This window comes from Pseudoalteromonas sp. S1610, from assembly GCF_005887465.1.
Taxonomy (GTDB): domain Bacteria; phylum Pseudomonadota; class Gammaproteobacteria; order Enterobacterales; family Alteromonadaceae; genus Pseudoalteromonas; species Pseudoalteromonas undina.
Genome location: NZ_PNDI01000013.1, coordinates 1 through 16,769, shown reverse-complemented (window position 1 = coordinate 16,769; position 16,769 = coordinate 1). Strand labels below are relative to the sequence as shown.

12 protein-coding genes and 1 other RNA gene are annotated in these 16,769 nt (G+C 41.1%); 8 read left to right on the top strand and 5 right to left on the bottom strand.

Annotation, left to right across the window (positions count from 1 at the left end; genetic code table 11):
• Positions 1-31: 31 nt before the first annotated feature.
• On the top strand, positions 32-1,696 hold the full coding sequence (gene ggt, locus CWB77_RS07270; RefSeq protein ID WP_138622103.1) for a gamma-glutamyltransferase: 1,665 nt from the start codon (positions 32-34) through the stop codon (positions 1,694-1,696).
• 76 nt (positions 1,697-1,772) lie between these two features.
• Here ggt and CWB77_RS07265 read toward each other — a convergent pair whose 3' ends face one another.
• Both CWB77_RS07265 and CWB77_RS07260 read right to left on the bottom strand, forming a co-directional pair.
• Positions 1,773-2,975 (bottom strand): aromatic amino acid transport family protein, encoded by a 1,203-nt coding sequence (locus CWB77_RS07265; protein ID WP_138622101.1) that lies wholly within the window; start codon positions 2,973-2,975, stop codon positions 1,773-1,775.
• 303 nt (positions 2,976-3,278) lie between these two features.
• A complete protein-coding gene (locus CWB77_RS07260; protein ID WP_138622099.1) occupies positions 3,279-4,157 on the bottom strand; it encodes a flagellar protein MotY in 879 nt (292 codons plus the stop codon).
• 205 nt (positions 4,158-4,362) lie between these two features.
• Between CWB77_RS07260 and rnt the strand changes: the two genes are divergently transcribed.
• Complete coding sequence (gene rnt, locus CWB77_RS07255) at positions 4,363-5,037, top strand: ribonuclease T (RefSeq protein WP_024602076.1); 675 nt, start codon at positions 4,363-4,365, stop codon at positions 5,035-5,037.
• A gap of 55 nt (positions 5,038-5,092) precedes the next feature.
• Here rnt and CWB77_RS07250 read toward each other — a convergent pair whose 3' ends face one another.
• The gene (locus CWB77_RS07250) at positions 5,093-6,718 is read right to left on the bottom strand and encodes a flagellar assembly protein A (RefSeq protein ID WP_138622097.1); all 1,626 of its coding nucleotides are present in this window, start codon (positions 6,716-6,718) and stop codon (positions 5,093-5,095) included.
• A gap of 249 nt (positions 6,719-6,967) precedes the next feature.
• On the opposite strand from CWB77_RS07250, the gene ssrA reads away from it, so the two are divergent.
• Positions 6,968-7,324, top strand: a transfer-messenger RNA (tmRNA) gene (ssrA, locus tag CWB77_RS07245).
• A gap of 214 nt (positions 7,325-7,538) precedes the next feature.
• Positions 7,539-8,297, top strand: coding sequence for a sulfite exporter TauE/SafE family protein (locus tag CWB77_RS07240; RefSeq protein WP_138622095.1), 759 nt, complete (start codon positions 7,539-7,541; stop codon positions 8,295-8,297).
• Here CWB77_RS07240 and CWB77_RS07235 read toward each other — a convergent pair.
• Positions 8,290-8,925, bottom strand: coding sequence for an SDR family oxidoreductase (locus tag CWB77_RS07235; protein ID WP_138622093.1), 636 nt, complete (start codon positions 8,923-8,925; stop codon positions 8,290-8,292). The genes CWB77_RS07240 and CWB77_RS07235 overlap by 8 nt on opposite strands.
• 289 nt (positions 8,926-9,214) lie before the next feature.
• On the bottom strand, positions 9,215-11,224 hold the full coding sequence (mnmC, locus tag CWB77_RS07230; RefSeq protein ID WP_138622091.1) for a bifunctional tRNA (5-methylaminomethyl-2-thiouridine)(34)-methyltransferase MnmC2/FAD-dependent 5-carboxymethylaminomethyl-2-thiouridine(34) oxidoreductase MnmC1: 2,010 nt from the start codon (positions 11,222-11,224) through the stop codon (positions 9,215-9,217).
• Between the two features lie 178 nt (positions 11,225-11,402).
• On the opposite strand from mnmC, the gene fabB reads away from it, so the two are divergent.
• From fabB to CWB77_RS07205, 4 genes are all read left to right on the top strand, one after another.
• The gene (fabB, locus tag CWB77_RS07225; protein ID WP_010388041.1) at positions 11,403-12,614 is read left to right on the top strand and encodes a beta-ketoacyl-ACP synthase I; all 1,212 of its coding nucleotides are present in this window, start codon (positions 11,403-11,405) and stop codon (positions 12,612-12,614) included.
• A gap of 108 nt (positions 12,615-12,722) precedes the next feature.
• Entirely contained in the window at positions 12,723-13,844 is a 1,122-nt protein-coding gene (locus tag CWB77_RS07220) for a 4-phosphoerythronate dehydrogenase (RefSeq protein ID WP_138622089.1), read from the top strand.
• A 45-nt stretch (positions 13,845-13,889) separates the two neighbouring features.
• Entirely contained in the window at positions 13,890-14,906 is a 1,017-nt protein-coding gene (locus CWB77_RS07215) for an aspartate-semialdehyde dehydrogenase (protein WP_010388045.1), read from the top strand.
• A 349-nt stretch (positions 14,907-15,255) separates the two neighbouring features.
• A partial coding sequence (locus tag CWB77_RS07205) for a FimV/HubP family polar landmark protein (protein WP_283957546.1) occupies positions 15,256-16,769 on the top strand: 1,514 nt, incomplete at its 3' end.

Below are 16,769 nucleotides of genomic sequence, written 5' to 3'. Positions count from 1 at the left end.
TCAATGTATAAAAATAACCTAAGGATATGGGATGGGAGCACTTTTTTCACCAAGCAAGCTAATTATCAGTAGTATTGTGGTAATACAGTTATGTGTTTTTAATGTAGCGGCTAAACAGAGTGCCGTTGCCATGCCTGACACTTTTAGTGCACATGCTGCAAAAGCTGTATTAGAACAGGGGGGGAACGCGGTTGATGCAGCTATTGCTGCTCAATTTGTGTTATCCGTTACGCTCCCTGAGGCGGGTAATATTGGCGGCGGTGGGTTTATGCTTATTCATAAGGATGGGCAAGGTGATTTTATAGATTACCGTGAAACTGCACCGAACGCCGCACATCGTGATATGTATTTAGACGCGCAAGGGCAAGTTATTGCTAATAAATCTATTTATGGTATTCATGCCAGTGGCGTACCTGGGAGTGTTGCTGGTATGTGGCTAGCACATAAGAAGCATGGCACACTTCCTTGGAAAACCTTAGTACAACCTGCGGTTACATTAGCTGAGCAAGGTTTCGTGGTGCCCGAGAAGTTGGCTCAGTTAATTAAGGGCTACATAGAGCACCTAAACAATAAAAACATTAAAGTAAACTTTGCCAGTTATTTTGCAAGCGCTACATCAGGTAAGCTTTTTAAACAACCTGAGCTTGCAGCGACACTCAAACGCATTCGCGATAATGGCCAAGATGGTTTTTATCAAGGTGAAACTGCAATAATCATCGCAAACTTTATGAAGCAACATGGCGGTATTATTACTCAAGACGATTTAAAAAATTACCGCGCAAAGTCTCGTACTCCTATAAAAGCTAACTGGAACGGCTATCAAGTGCTTACTTCACCGCCACCAAGCTCCGGCGGTATTGCTATATTACAATGGCTTAAAATGTATGAGCTTAAAAAGCCCATAGCTGCACCATCACATAATTCAGTTGGGTATGTGCACTTACTTGCTGAAATAGGTAAGCGAGTGTTTGCTGATAGGGCAGAATACTTAGGCGATCCTGATTTTTACCAAGTGCCTACAGTTAAGTTACTTGCAGAAAACTATCTTAAAAACCGCAGCAATAGTATAGATTTAAAGGCCATTTCTACCACTGAAAATATTAAACCGGGTTTAAAAGAAAGCGAACAAACCACTCACTTTTCTATTATTGATAACATGGGGAATGCCGTTGCTAATACCACCACCATCAATTTAGGGTTTGGTAGTGGCGTAGTCGTAGAAGGCGCTGGCTTTATTTTAAATGATGAAATGGATGACTTTAGCGCTAAGCCCGGGGTTATGAATGTATTTGGCGCCATTGGCGGAAAAGCGAATGAAATTCAGCCACATAAACGTATGTTAAGCTCTATGACTCCAACCATTTTACTCAGTAATAATAAGGTGAAAATGGTAACAGGGTCGCCTGGCGGCACCACAATTATTAGTTCAGTGTATCAATCAATACTCAATGCGATTGAATTTAATATGAGTGCAAATGAAGTAGTAAATAGCCCGCGTTTTCACCATCAGTTATGGCCTAAAAATGTGATTAGAGCGCACTCGGGTTTGGAGTCCTCAGTAAAGCAACAGCTAATAAAAATGGGTTATACAGTGGATGAGCGTCACTTTGGTGATATGCATGTGATTATCAATAATGATGGCAAATTAGATGCGGCGTCTGAGCAAAGCGGAAGAGGGCAAGCGATAGTATTTTAACGTTAACAATTGACGTTTGAATGGTGTGCACCCCAAAACCATCATTGGGGTGCACACATTAGAACAACTATAGGGGCTAGCCTATAGCCGGTATAAGTCCTGCCATTTGCAGGCATTGTGCGCTAATAATTGAAATACCACACAAAGCGGCTATGGCTAAACCAATATTACCACTGCGTACTTTATAGCCTTCTTTTTCAATCCCCTGACGCTGCTTGTACACCATGCTAATAGGTAAAAATACTGCCAATATTACTAAAGCAATGGCTGCATAGCCTAATGCCATAATAAATCCTTGCGGGTAAAATAAAGCAAATCCAAGAGGAGGAACAAAAGTAATAAGTGCTGTTTTAATTCTATCAGTCCCCGTGTCTGCTTTTTTGAATGTGTCAGCAAAAAAGTCAAATAACCCCAAGCTTACCCCTAAAAATGACGTTGCTAGAGCTAAGTCGGCAAAGAGTTTAACCGCAGTAGAAACATTGGCGTTATTGGCAATATTGGCCACACTGGCTACAAACCCAGTTAACCCTTCGCTTTGTAGTAATTGATCTTGGCTCATTATGCCTTGGCTTAATACTTGCCAAAATACATAAATAACCAGTGGTAAAGAGGCGCCTGCAATCATAACCTTGCGCAAGGTTTTTATATCAAGCCCGACATATTTAACAATAGAAGGAATTGAGCCATGAAAACCAAAAGAGGTAAATACCACTGGAATAGCCGACAGTATCAGTCCTTGCTCAACAGGCATTTCCAATAAGTGTTGGCCATGTACATAAGGTGTTAACATATAAAACAAGCTAGCTAAAACTACTATTTTTACACTAAATAGTACTCGGTTAAGCTTATCAACTTTACTAGTACCCAAAGTCACCACGCCTGCAATCAATACGGCTAAAATAACGGAGCCTAATTGAGGAGCAATACTAAGATTAAACCCAGTATTAATGCGCTCTTGTAGCTGAGCACCACCACCGGCTATGTAAGCAGCGCACAGTGCATAAAATAAAAATATCATCGAAAAGTTAGCCACATATTGGCCACGCTTACCAAGCCAAAGCTTAGCCAGTGTATTTAAGGTGGCGTCGCGAGGAGCGTATTGGTGAAGCTCCAACATAAGCAAAGCGGTGTAGGTCATTAGTAACCAACACCCTACAATTAACACCATTGCCGTATTAAATCCCAGTCCCGCAGAGGCAATGGGGAGGGCAAGCATACCTGCACCTATGGTGGTTCCTGCAACAATTAACATGCTACCTATTGTTTTATTTTTAAGCACTTAATGATCCTGATCAAACGTGAGAGACACGCAAGATATAACTAGTTGTGCAAAACTTAAATAGTTTTGTCATAAAAGAGACAAAATAAAATGTAATCTTCTATTTACAACTGTATTAAAAAAGCCAAAATCATCAAGAAATTAAATTTAACTTATTAATATAAATGAAAAAATAAAAAGCCAAATGTTAATAACTAAATGGTCAGAGTATTGTTTTTTAACAATAGAGGCATGATTAAATTGATAGGTATTGACCGAAAGTGCTTAAATTACACATTCGGCCATTAAAGGAGAGAGCTTAACTTACATTTTTGCTATTTGAATTACCAAGCGACGGTTTTTATCACGGCCTAAAATATTATCATTGGTGTCTACAAATCGTTTTTCACCAAAGCCTTCTGTAACCACTTTAGCTTCATCAACGCCTAAGCCAACCATGTAATCTTTAATCGCCTTAGCACGGGTTCTAGATAAATCGAGGTTATTCCAGCGACCGCCGTAACTATCGGTATAGGATGCAATACTGATTGACTCTATACTGGGGTCGTTTTTTAAATATTCAGCAATTTTATCGAGGCGCTGCTGCGATGACTTAGTTAACTTACTGCTATTAGATTCATAGTTCATTATAGTGAACGAAATATCTTCAAAATTGTATGGCAGCAATTCGTCTCGGCATTGTAAAAATGCCCAATACGCTTGCTTAAAGTTAACATTAGACATACCCACGGCAATTTTATCGGCACTATTTTGCCAGTCTTGGTAGTAAAAAGTGGGTTGGTTCCCTTTTTCAAGCTCAGTCAGTATTTCCCATGCTGTTTTATTACCTAATTCACCATCAAACTTTTTAAGTAATTTCATATCAGCAATATCACGGGCAGGGCGGCCTGCTCGCCAGCTAGGTGGTACCGCTTTTAAACCGGCAATCGCGTAATTTTCTGGGCGCACCACCATGTCTAAATTAAAAGTGAGATCTTTGTTTTTACTTGCTGATGCTTTAAAAACAGCTTCACCATAGTAGGGAACTTCATGATTTAATTGGCATTGCAAGCGAGTTGTTTTAACCAAGTTCCAATTTGAATTATCTTGGTTAGCCGTGTACTGGCGCATTGCCGCAGTTGTATTCAAACTATACAGCACACTACTAATGCCTAGGCTAATTAATAACAACTTACACTTCATCGAGAATTCTCCAGTTATCTAGCTCTGCCAAAAAAGTGACAAAAACCGTAAAATATTACGCAACAGCAAATAATTCAGCGTAAACGCTAATTACCAAGCAAGTAACATGCCTATAGTTTAACTGTAATTAATCAATAAATCCCCTAGCCGACAGGCCATCAATTTTGACATAATGGACAGCTAATCCCTATAAACCAAGAATACTATGGCAAATACTGAGCAAACACTTTTCGCACAACGCTTTCGTGGCTTTTTTCCTGTGGTTATTGATGTTGAAACCGCCGGTTTTAACAAAGAAACCGACGCACTACTAGAAATTGCAGCATCCGTCTTAAAAATGGATGACGAAGGACTGCTTAGTATCGATCATACCGTTCATTTTCATGTGCAACCGTTTGAGGGTGCAAACATTGAACAAGCCGCTATTGAGTTTAATGGGATTGAGCCTTTTTCAGCACTTCGAGGGGCAGTCCCTGAAGAAGAGGCGATTAAAGAAATTTGTAAAGTAGTGCGCAAAGCGCAAAAAGCCGCAGGGTGTCAGCGCTCTGTGGTGGTTGCTCATAATGCCGCTTTTGACCATGGCTTTTTAAATGCCGCTATTGAGCGTAATAACATCAAGCGCACACCATTTCATCCGTTTGTTAGTTTTGATACCACATCACTTGCGGGTTTGGCATTAGGGCAAACAGTATTAGCTAAAGCGTGCCGAGCAGCAGGAATAGAGTTCGATAACAAACAAGCACACTCTGCGTTATACGATACAGAACGCACCGCTGAATTATATTGTTTAATTGTTAATCGTTGGCAGCAACTAGGTGGTTGGCCACTTGCTATAGATGAAACACAACAGAGCGAAGACGAAGCAAGCAACCAAGATTAAGTTCACAATAGTGAATACTTACTTTGTGGGGCTGAGTCAGTCTTAATAAGCGTTATTAAAACGATTGCGTTATTTTACCTTCACTATGAGTGATTAAATGTGGTGGGTAATTACGAGAAAAGCTAATTGATTCTCGTGCAATTTTAAGCTCTACCCCAGGGTGCATAAGCTCATTAACTTTTAAGCGACTGAGCGCTAAAAGCTGCGTCATTTTCTTTCTTAGCAACTGCTTTTGCTGATTGATGCTGGCGCTTCGGTTTGCTATGTGTTCTTCATTCGTTGTTATTTTATTCAAAAACTGCTGACGCTGTGCGCTTGCAACTTGTTTATTAATTCGCTGACGCGCTTGCTGTAGTTCAATTGACTTACCGATTAAAACTTTTTCAAAGTCAGTAATTTGCGCTTGTTTTTGCTTTAGCACATACCATCGCTGTGCGATGCAAACACGGGTTTTAGTTCCTGCTGGTGCGCCCAATTCACCTGTTTCAATGCGCATTGCGTCTAGAATATGGCCACCAATAATTTTCCCTTTAGGATCTTTTGCACTGCCCACCCTAATTAAATTTCCAGCACTCAAGTCACAATGTAATGATTGGCGATCTATTAGTAAGTTTTGATCCGTTTTTATGTCACAGTATTGAGAGTAACCAAGCGCAACGGTTCGTTTAGCTAAAATAGAACAGGTAAATGGCTCATCGGCTTCTCGCTTTCTGCCAATTGCACCCTTTACTATTGTGATAGCACTATCACTTTTGAGCTGCGCCGATTCAACAAAGCCTAAAACAGTAATATCGCCGCTGGCGGTCACGCGCATGCCATCTTTTATATCACCACTGACTATAATACTGCCATCAAATTCAACATGGCCAGTAGTGGGATCAATATTATGAAAACATAAAACATCATCAACACGCATACCACGGGGAAGGGCAACCGGTACGCCAGTACAGTCGGCAATTAATAAGTTGGGGTTGTCAGGCGCAATTTTAGTGCCGTCAAAAGGTTGTAATTTATGTTCTTTGCCAGGGGTTGCAGTTAGTACATCACCAAACACAGTAAACCCATCAACTCCCGATGTTGCTGGAATGCGCCGCATTAATTCACAGCCAGGTTTTACAGTAATAATATCACCTAGGTTTCTCATATCGACTTTACCACCGCCTTTAGCTTGCGGGCTAAGTACGCGGTCTTGCGCTGTGCAGCAAAGGCGCACAAATTTGGCATCGTTACCCACTTTAGGTGCACGACCAAAAGCGACTTCGGCGCAATGCGTGCTTCCTGGGGGTTGTTCGAACTGTTGCGCCAATAACTGTTCTAATGCATGAGAGCTAATGCCTTTTACAACCCCTGCTTGTGAGAACTCTTCAATCGCTTGTTCCATGCTAAGCAATTTACCGCCCTTGGCAGTAATAAGGGTAGCTTCAACGAGCATATTCTTTTCATCGATGTTTATGGTTAGCTTTGCATCAATGGCTTGAGCAATTACTAAAGAGGGGGCTTCTTCGGCGTTATTTTGAGTAAACAGCTTACCAATATTGCTAGCAATAACCTCACACTCGCAATATTCTGACTGGCCAATTAATTCAATAAGCTGTGTTGCTGTTGAGGCTAAACCTGAAACATGAGGGTGTGAAACTAAAGAGATATACCCCGTTTGCTCATTAAAAGAAAAAACCGACATTTATAAATCCTCTAGGTAATATGTCTGTTATTATTTTTTATAATTTATTAGACCAAGGTCTAGCCTTGCATTTGAGCATAAAGCACCATCATTGTTAAGTAATTGTTTCTTAATTGTCCAATATTTTACATTTACATGTGTGTTTGATGCATGATTAACCAACCGATAAAATAAAACGCCTAAGGTGTTGAGTATTCGTAGGTTACTCGGTTATACTGCTTGGACACTCTGAATGAGTAACCTTATTCAGGGGCTGATTAGGATTCGACGGAATTCAAGAAGCCCGAGGTGCATGTCGAGGTGCGGTTTGCCTCGTAAAAAAGCCGCAATTTAAAGTAATCGCAAACGACGATAACTACTCTCTAGCAGCTTAGGCTGGCTAGCGCTCCTTCCATGTATTCTTGTGGACTGGATTTTGGAGTGTCACCCTAACACCTGATCGCGACGGAAACCCTGGCCGGGGTTGAAGCGTTAAAACTAAGCGGCCTCGCCTTTATCTACCGTGTTTGTCCGGGATTTAAAGGTTAATTAAATGACAATACTAAACATGTAGTACCGACGGTCGAGGCTTTTCGGACGGGGGTTCAAATCCCCCCAGCTCCACCAATAACGGTTTTTAAATTCGTTTGTTTAAAAACCCTAAAAAACCCGCAACTTGAGCAATCAAGTCGCGGGTTTTTTTATGGCTAAAATTATTGAATTTATTGTGCTTTGGTTTATCTTGCGAACCCCGAACCCCGAACCCCATACCACTAAAAGACTAGTCGCTTACTTGCCTATTTTTTGTATTATGAGTCAATGATTAACAGCGGGTATAGATATGGATATTTTTACAGCTGAACACATTTCCCCTTTAATTTCGCTGTTACTCATTTTACTGGCGGGGTTTACTTCGTTTATATCGGCGGCTTTTGGTGCGGGCGGTGGTTTAATGCTGTTGGTGGTAATGGCGTCGGTTATGCCTATGGCGGTGGTGGTGCCGGTTCATGGTTTAGTGCAGTTGGGCTCTAATGCCAATCGGTTGTTGTTAAGTATTGCCCATCTTGATAAGCCGATGTTGTTGTATTTTACTCTGGGTGGATTAATTGGTGCGGGATTATCAAGCCAAGTAGTAAGCGATATTAACCTTGATAGCATGAAGCTGTTTGTGGCTTTATTTGTGATTTATTTACTGTGGGGAACAATTCCTGAATTTAATAAAGACTCACGATTAGGGCGCTTACTAGCGGGCTTAATAACCGCATTTATCTCGACTTTTGTCGGAGCAAGTGGGCCTTTGGTAGCGAGTTATTTACATATTAATCATTACGATAAGCTTAAATTTACCGCGACTTTTTCAAGTATTATGACCTTGCAGCATAGTTTAAAAGCCGTTGTTTATGCGGGGCTTGGCTTTAGCTTTTGGCAATGGTTGCCGTTAACACTAGCGATGATTTTAAGCGGAGCCATTGGCACATGGTTAGGGATTAAGTTACTTAAGCAGTTATCGGTGGCGCGTTTTAGGGTTATTTTTAAAGTGATTTTAACCCTGCTTGCCATACAGCTTGCATGGCAAGGGATGAATGTAATGCTTATTTAATAGCGGCTTTTATTGGTTTGTCGCCATCAAATACTTCAAATATGCAGCGATTGCTGCCTTGCTCTGTGGCAATAGTAAATAAAACATGGGCTACATTTTCACGGCTAATGATTGCTTTATCGCGATCTTTGGGACGTTCGATAGAAATAAGTTTTGAGGCATTCTCATTTGTGAGTGAGCCTGGACGTACAATGGTATAATTGAGCCCGCTATTAATTAAATGCCTATCTGCCATATGCTTAGCTACTAAATAGGGTTTTAAATCGCTTTGAATTGCATCTGGATCGTCAGCACCAATAGAGCTCACCATTGTAAAGTGCTTAGCGGCATGCTCTTTTGCGTAATTAATGGCTTTGGTGGCGGCCCATAAATCAATAAGTAAGGTTTTATCTGCGCCGGTGTTCCCGCCTGAACCTGCGGCAAAGATGATATGGTCGCAACCGTGCAGCGCATCGCTAAAATCATTTTCTAAATCTTGCTCTACGATTGTTAAATAGTCGCTATTTAAGTCATCTAATTTACTTTTGTCACGTACTAAAGCCACTACAGGATGTTGGCGTTCAAGCAATAGTTTGGTGGTTAGTTTACCAATCTGCCCACTTGCGCCAATAATTAAAGTCTTACTCATAATTAATTCCTTCTCAATATAGTGTAAAGATTGTTCGTACAAACAGACCTTGGGGTAGGGAATTATTTTTAAAGGGTAAATGGGATTTAAATGAGCTTATTTAAAAAAACATATTAGTTAAAAAGTCATTACTTAACTGAGCATTAAAATTAGCTGCTTTAAAGATGTTTTTTAGAACTTTTACTCGATCATTATACTTACTTCGGTTACATAGTTACGGTGGTATAAGCTAATACCTACATTGCGTTCTTGATAATTACAATAAAGGGTTTTGTAGGTATTACTACCTTTAAATTTTATTGCGAATAAGGTCTCGAACAATAAAGCGCCCTGGGTGAATTGCTTGGCTTACACGCTCGCTTAGTGGGCGTGGTTCATTGTTTAAACTACTTATTAAATGCTCAGCAGATAACGGTGCACTGCATAATGCTCGCGCACCAAAGCCGGTAAAAATATGTAGGCCCTGTTGTGGTTTTTCTAACGGCTGATATTGATAGCGCTTGCCCAAACGTAAATTGGCAAATGCACGTGTATAATCAGTTTGCTCCACCCATTCACCGGCCATAGGTAAGTGGTCAATAAAACTACAGCGAACAGCGGCTTTGGCTGAGCTAATATCGCCTAAGCTAGTGGCAAATTCAGTGTTGTTATAAAAACTCAGTAGTTGCTCGCGGTTAGTGTGGTTGTCTTGCTCGGTCACTTCACGGCTCTTACTATTTTTTTCAAAGGTGGCGCCCATACAATGATGATCTAAATAAGCGGGAGTAAAATAACCTTTGTGACACAGCACAGTATTAAGTTTACGTGATTGCTCGCTTGCTTGAACATGTGACACTTGGCCGCGAACGCCAACAATGGGAAGTGTTTTGGTTTGCGTAAATGCATCACTGTGCTCACCAGTACAAATAATCACATCGCTAAAGGGGCCAAATGTTTGCTTTTGCGTGGTTAAGTACCAACCATCGGGTTGTTTATTAAATTGCTCAATATGGCAGTTAAATAGGCTTTCAAACGAATTTAATTGCTGTGCGGCATCTAACATTGCACAAACTAACTGCGGGGGATTAACCCAGCCGCCTTGTTCAAAAAACACCCCTGAGTAACCTGTTTTAACCCCAGCGATAGCATCACCCTCATTAGCAGTCACATTTCGCATAAGCTGCTCTGGCCACAGTTGTTTATCAGCGAGGTTCTGATGGCGATCTGCCAATGGCTGTTTTACTGCATGTTGTAATACACCACACCACTGGTGATCAAACAAAAAGCCATTGTTGAGTAATTGATTATAAAGCCGCTTTGAGTATAAAAAACTGTGGGCAAATAATTCACTATGTGGCGAGTTTTTTGCCTGTAAGTGTGGATACACAGCTCCTTGCACATTGTGCGATGCACCCATTGCGGGTTTTTCATCTTGGCAAAATAAGTGGCTTTTTATCCCACGCTTTGCGAGGCTATAAAGGATGCAACTGCTCGCTATACCACCGCCAATAACAGCCACACTTGAAAGCGGTGAGGGGTGATGCTCAAAATAGGCGGGGGCAGATTGTTTTGGGTTGGCTTGGGCGAGTGTGCCAATTAGCATTTCACGCTTTCGGCCAAAACCTTTGGCTTTTTGCATGCTAAAGCCTGCCTCGTTTAGTCCTCTGCGCACAAACCCCGCAGCGGTAAACGTGGCTAATGTGGCATTACTTCTGGAAATATCGACCATGGCGTTAAATACACTTTGCTGCCACATATCGGGGTTTTTACTTGGCGCAAAGCCATCTAAAAACCACGCATCAACTAGTCCGCTTTGTGGGTAGCTCATGCTATTAATACATTCCAGTACGTCGCCAAAGTAGAGGTCGAGGACTACACGGCCATTGGCAAATTCAAGCCGGTGGCAGCCATTTAAATTAATCGGATAGTGAGTAACGAGTTGGTCGCTAAAATGGCTTAAGCTAGGCCAAGCTTGCAAGGCTTGTTTTAAATCATTTACGCTAAGTGGATATTTTTCAAAAGAAATAAAATGTAATCGCTGTACTGTATTTGGCTGTTCATTTTGAACTTGTAAGCACTGTAAGTGGTCAGAAAACTGCAGCCATGCATTTAAAAAGTTAAGCCCAGTACCAAAACCGGTTTCGGCGATAACAAAGTGTTCACAGTCATGATTTTGTAACCGTGTATCTATACTGTTTTGTTGATAAAACACATAATGCGATTCAGCAAGGCCGTCGTCATTAGAAAAATAAACATCGTCAAAGTCATTGGCAACTGGTGTGCCTAAGTCGTTAAAGTGTATATGGGCGTTTTTTATCATGACCAATTCAATTTATAGATAATTTTTTAATTATTTTACGTGTTTTCTTTGAAATAGTCTGGCGTTATTTATAAGCTGTAGCTTCAGAGTACAAGTGTACGCTAGAAAGCTGACCACTTAGATGATTAAATTCGCGTAAAATAGAACACAATTAAGTATTAAGCTAAGGGAATTACCCATGAGAAGAGCCGTAATAACAGGCATCGGTGTTGTATCAAGCATCGGCAATAATAAACAAGAAGTATTAGAGTCACTAAAAGCGGGTAAAAGTGGTATTGCTTTTAATCAAGAATTTGCTGATTACAAATTGCGTAGCAATGTATCAGGTAAAATTGATATTGATGTTAAAGAGCATGTTGATCGTAAAGCAATGCGCTTTATGGGCGATGCGGCGGCTTACTCTTATATTTCAATGGCGCAAGCGATTGAAGATGCGGGTCTTAGCGACGAGCAAGTATCAAACGAGCGTACTGGTTTATTAGTTGGCTCTGGTGGTGGTTCATCAAAATGGCAAGTAGAAGCGGCTGATATTCTTCGTGAAAAAGGCGTTAAGCGCGTTGGCCCTTACATGGTGCCACGTACTATGGCAAGTACCACCTCTGCATGTTTAGCAACGCCGTTTAAAATTAAAGGTGTTAACTATTCAATTAGTTCTGCGTGTGCGACTTCTGCGCATTGTATTGGCCACGCGGTGGAACAAATTCAATTAGGCAAACAAGATGTTATTTTTGCAGGCGGCGGTGAAGAGCTTCACTGGACGTTAGCAATGGAATTTGACGCTATGGGTGCGCTTTCTACTAAATACAACGACACACCTGAAAAAGCATCACGTACTTATGATGCAAACCGCGATGGTTTTGTAATTTCAGCCGGTGGCGGTATTGTGGTTGTTGAAGAACTTGAACATGCACTTGCTCGTGGCGCGCATATTTACGCTGAAATTACCGGTTACGGCGCAACCTCAGATGGTTACGACATGGTTGCACCATCGGGTGAAGGTGCGGCACGTTGTATGCGCCAAGCTATGCAAAACGTTGACAGCATTGATTACTTAAATACCCACGGTACATCTACACCAGTAGGTGATGTTAAAGAGCTAGGCGCTATTCAAGAAGTATTTGGTGGTAACTCACCAATGATCAGTGCCACTAAAGCAATGACAGGCCATGCATTGGGTGCGGCTGGCGTACACGAAGCTATCTTTTCATTACTCATGCTTGAGCACGGTTTTGTTGCGCCATCTATCAATATTGATGAGTTAGATGAACAAGCGGCAGGCTTGAATATTGTGACTGAAGCAAAAGACGTTGAACTAAACACGGTTATGTCTAACAGCTTTGGTTTTGGCGGTACTAATGCCACGCTAGTAATGAGCAAATACAAAGGTTAAGTTAATCGTTAACTATTTTAAAGCCGAGCAAAATGCTCGGCTTTTTCGTTTGTGCTAATAGGGGGTTGTTCGTTACAATAGCGCCTCATTTCGCCAAACGGACTCACAATGAAAATTCTTGCCGATCAAAATATGCCTTTAGTTGAGCAATTCTTTAAAGATATGGGTGAGGTTGAACGATTTGATGGCAGGCAATTAACCCCTGAACAACTTATCGATGTTGATGTACTGCTTACCCGCTCAGTTACTCAAGTTAACAGTGAACTATTAGCACAGGCGAATAAACTAAGCTTTGTAGGTACCGCCACGATTGGTGTTGATCATATTGATACTGATTTGCTCAGTGCTAACAATATCGGCTTTACCAGTGCGCCTGGCTGTAATGCCATTGCCGTAGCTGAGTATGTAATAAGTAGCTTATTTGCATTAAGCCAAGAAAATGCCAGTCCGTTAAGTGGTAAAACAATCGGTATTGTGGGTGTAGGTAATATTGGCAGTTGTTTAGCGCAAAAGTTAAAAGCACTGAACGTTAATTTACTATTGTGCGATCCAATTAAGCATGAGCAAGGGCTATTAACCGAGCATGTTGAGCTTGATGAGCTATTAGCGCAGTCAGATATTGTTACTTTTCATGTGCCGTTGATTAAAACGGGTAGGCACAAAACCCTGCACATGCTTGATAAAACACGCTTAACTAAACTTAAATCTGGGTTAACGTTAATAAACGCCAGCCGAGGTGATGTAATTGACAATCAAGCCTTACTTGAAGTGATGCAAGCCGGAGCAGAACTCGATTTAGTGCTGGATGTTTGGGAAAATGAACCTAATATTTTAACTGAATTACTGGAGCACGTGCGCTATGCCAGTGTTCACATTGCAGGGCATACCCTTGAAGGTAAAGCGCGAGGTACACAAATGTTGTACCAGCGCTTATGTGAGCTCAAAGGGGTTAACGCAATAAAATCGCTTGATGATTTTTTACCGCCTCCTGCGATTAAAAAAGTCACCCTAGAAAGCAGTTTTAGCGAAACAGATATAGCCCGTTTACTGCATTTAGTTTATGACGTACGCCGTGATGATGGCATTTTACTACGTCACTTGGCCGATGAAGGCTTTGACAGCTTACGAAAAAACTACCCAACCCGCCGTGAGTTTAGCACTGTGATGGTTGAAGGTGATAGCACCGAGCTTGCTGCACTCGCCCAGCTTGGCTTTACCACAGTAAACTAATTTAATTAGCGCGGTTGTTTTAACCGTGCTTACAGAGGATGAAATATGTCGCAAAAATATAACGTTGCCGTACTCGGCGCTACCGGCCTTGTTGGTCGTCAAATCATTGAAACTTTGGAAGATCGTAAATTTCCGGTCGATCAGCTGTTTTTATTAGCAAGCAGCCGAAGTGCCGGCGAAGATATAAAGTTTCGTGGTGAGAGCATAGAAGTACGCGATGTTGAAGGCTTTGACTTTAGCCAAGCGCATATCGGCTTATTTTCTGCTGGTGGCAGTGTGTCTGAAAAGTACGCCCCGATTGCTGCAGACGCAGGCTGTATTGTTATTGATAATACCTCACACTTTAGAAATGACTTTGAAGTGCCGCTAATTGTGCCAGAAGTGAATGCAGCGAGTTTAGCCGATTTTAGAAACCGTAATATAATCGCTAATCCTAATTGTTCAACTATTCAAATGATGCTCGCGCTTAAACCTATTTATGATGCCTACGGTATTGATCGTATTAACGTTTCAACCTACCAAGCAGTGTCGGGTGCAGGTAAAGAAGCGGTTGATGAACTGGCAAAACAAACAGCTAACTTAATGAATGCACGTCCAATGGAAAACGACATTTTTCCTAAGCAAATTGCGTTTAATGTTATTCCGCAAATCGATAGCTTTGAAGACAATGGCTATACACGCGAAGAAATGAAAATGGTAAACGAAACGCATAAAATTTTAGGCGATACCACCATTGCAGTAAACCCGACCTGCGTTCGTGTACCGGTGTTCTTTGGTCATTCTGAGTCAATTAATATAGAAACGCGTATGCCTTATGACTTTGAGCATGTGAAGCAATTATTGAGCGATGCACCGGGTGTTGAGCTAATTGATGATGCGGGTGATTACCCAACGGCTGTCTCTGATGCCAGTGGTAACGACACTGTTTACATTGGCCGTTTACGTGCCGATATTTCACACCCACATGGATTAAATATGTGGGTAGTAAGTGATAACACCCGTAAAGGGGCAGCAACCAACAGTGTGCAAATAGCAGAAGAACTGATCGCTAATTATATGTAATTAGCCAGAATACAGTGATAATCCAATAAACGGCAAACCAAAGTGGCTTGCCGTTTTTTTGTGCTTAAATTGCCATTTTTTTGCCACTTATAAACAACAGTAATGTAAACACTTTGATAAACAACATAAAAATATTTTTATCTTGATGTTTAAGGTATTTATTTTCAATGCGTTGCGATGGATATTATGGCTTAACTGGTTTATAGTTTGTAACTGGAATAGAGCTTGCAATAAAAATAGATTGTAATAAAAATGTGCGTTAGCCACGTGGTTAACAACGGCAAGAATAATCAATGTTTAAGCGCCAATTGAAAGCGCTGTGTTAACATTTAAACATTAAAGGATCAGCATGCGCGGTTTCGTTTCACTTATTATATTAGCGTCTGCACTGATGGTAACGACTGTTTACTCTCAAGACAGTACCCAATTAAGAGGGCCCAAAGGCGCAGATTACGGCGCACAGGGGCGTTCTATTGGGCCAATAAAACCAACCGATACACTTTGGCGCATTGCCGTTAAGGTTCGTCCCGATAATTCAGTTAGCATTTACCAAGTTATGCAGGCCTTGTATAACAAAAACCCCAACTCATTTTTAGAACAAAATTTAAATCACATGCGAAGCGGTTCTTATTTAAAGATACCTACTTTGGCAGAAATTAGACGAGTAAACCCGCAATTAGCTAAGCAACGCTCTGAGCAAGATGATGACCTGTGGGAAAAAAAGAAAAATGGTACGCTTACTCAAGCAGAAATTAATTCAGCACAAACACAAGTCACGCAAGCTCGCAAAGCTGATGTTGATGAAGCTAAAAAAGAGTTACAACAAGAATTAAAAGCGATAAAAACAGACCAAGGTAATAAATTAGTTGAGCTTCAGCAGCAGTTTAAAAGTTCAGTTAGCAACGTAGAAGAGATCTTAGTTGAAAACAACAACCTAAAAAAACAGCTTACAGGTATTTCAAACGAGTTAGAAAACGTTCGCTTACAGCTTGGTCAAGACAGTGAAATACAGCAACAGTTAAAAGAATTAATCCTTAAGCAAAATGAGATTATTGCGCAGCAAAAATTAAAAGAGGTAGAGCAAGAGAGTGAATTTAGCTTTGCCGCGCTACTTTCGAATCCTTTAGTGCTGATTTTATTCATGACCATTCCGGCTTTATTGATCATTTTTGCCGTTGTTATGTGGTTGCGTAAGCGAAGTAATAATCAAGAGCCTGAAAGTGACGATGATGAGTTTATTCCACAAGCACCTGCTTTTACTGATCCGATAGATGAAGTGCCAGAGCCCACTCTTGATGAAGCGCCAGCCCCCGATCCACTTGATGATATAAGTGTGCAACTAGACGATAACATGGATGACGTGTTACTCGATGATGATGTTGATTTAAACGATGATCTCGACGACGACAGTCTTCTAGATCAAGATGAGTTAGAAAGCCTACTCAGTGATGATGTTGTTTTTGAAGACGAAAATACCGAAGACGATGAACTTGATGTTTTCATGCAACAAGACTTTGATAGCTCAGATGAAGATGACACGGGCGATACAATTAATCTTGACGAATCGGATGATATTTTAAGTTCAGATGACTTAGATAGCCTGTTTGACGAAGAAGACGACGATGCTCTGCCAGATGAACCTAAAGGTGAATCGAATGATGATATGGCAGCACTTAGTGAAGAACTTGCTGAAGAGGGCGAAGACTTTAACATTGACGACTTGCTTGATGAGAATAATGAACAAGCAGATGATGTAACAGCACAAGCTGATGATGGCGAGTTTGATATAGACAGTTTACTCGATGCTGAGCAACCAGCTACTGAAGATCAAAGCGAAGAGCCAGATATCGACAGCTTAGTTGA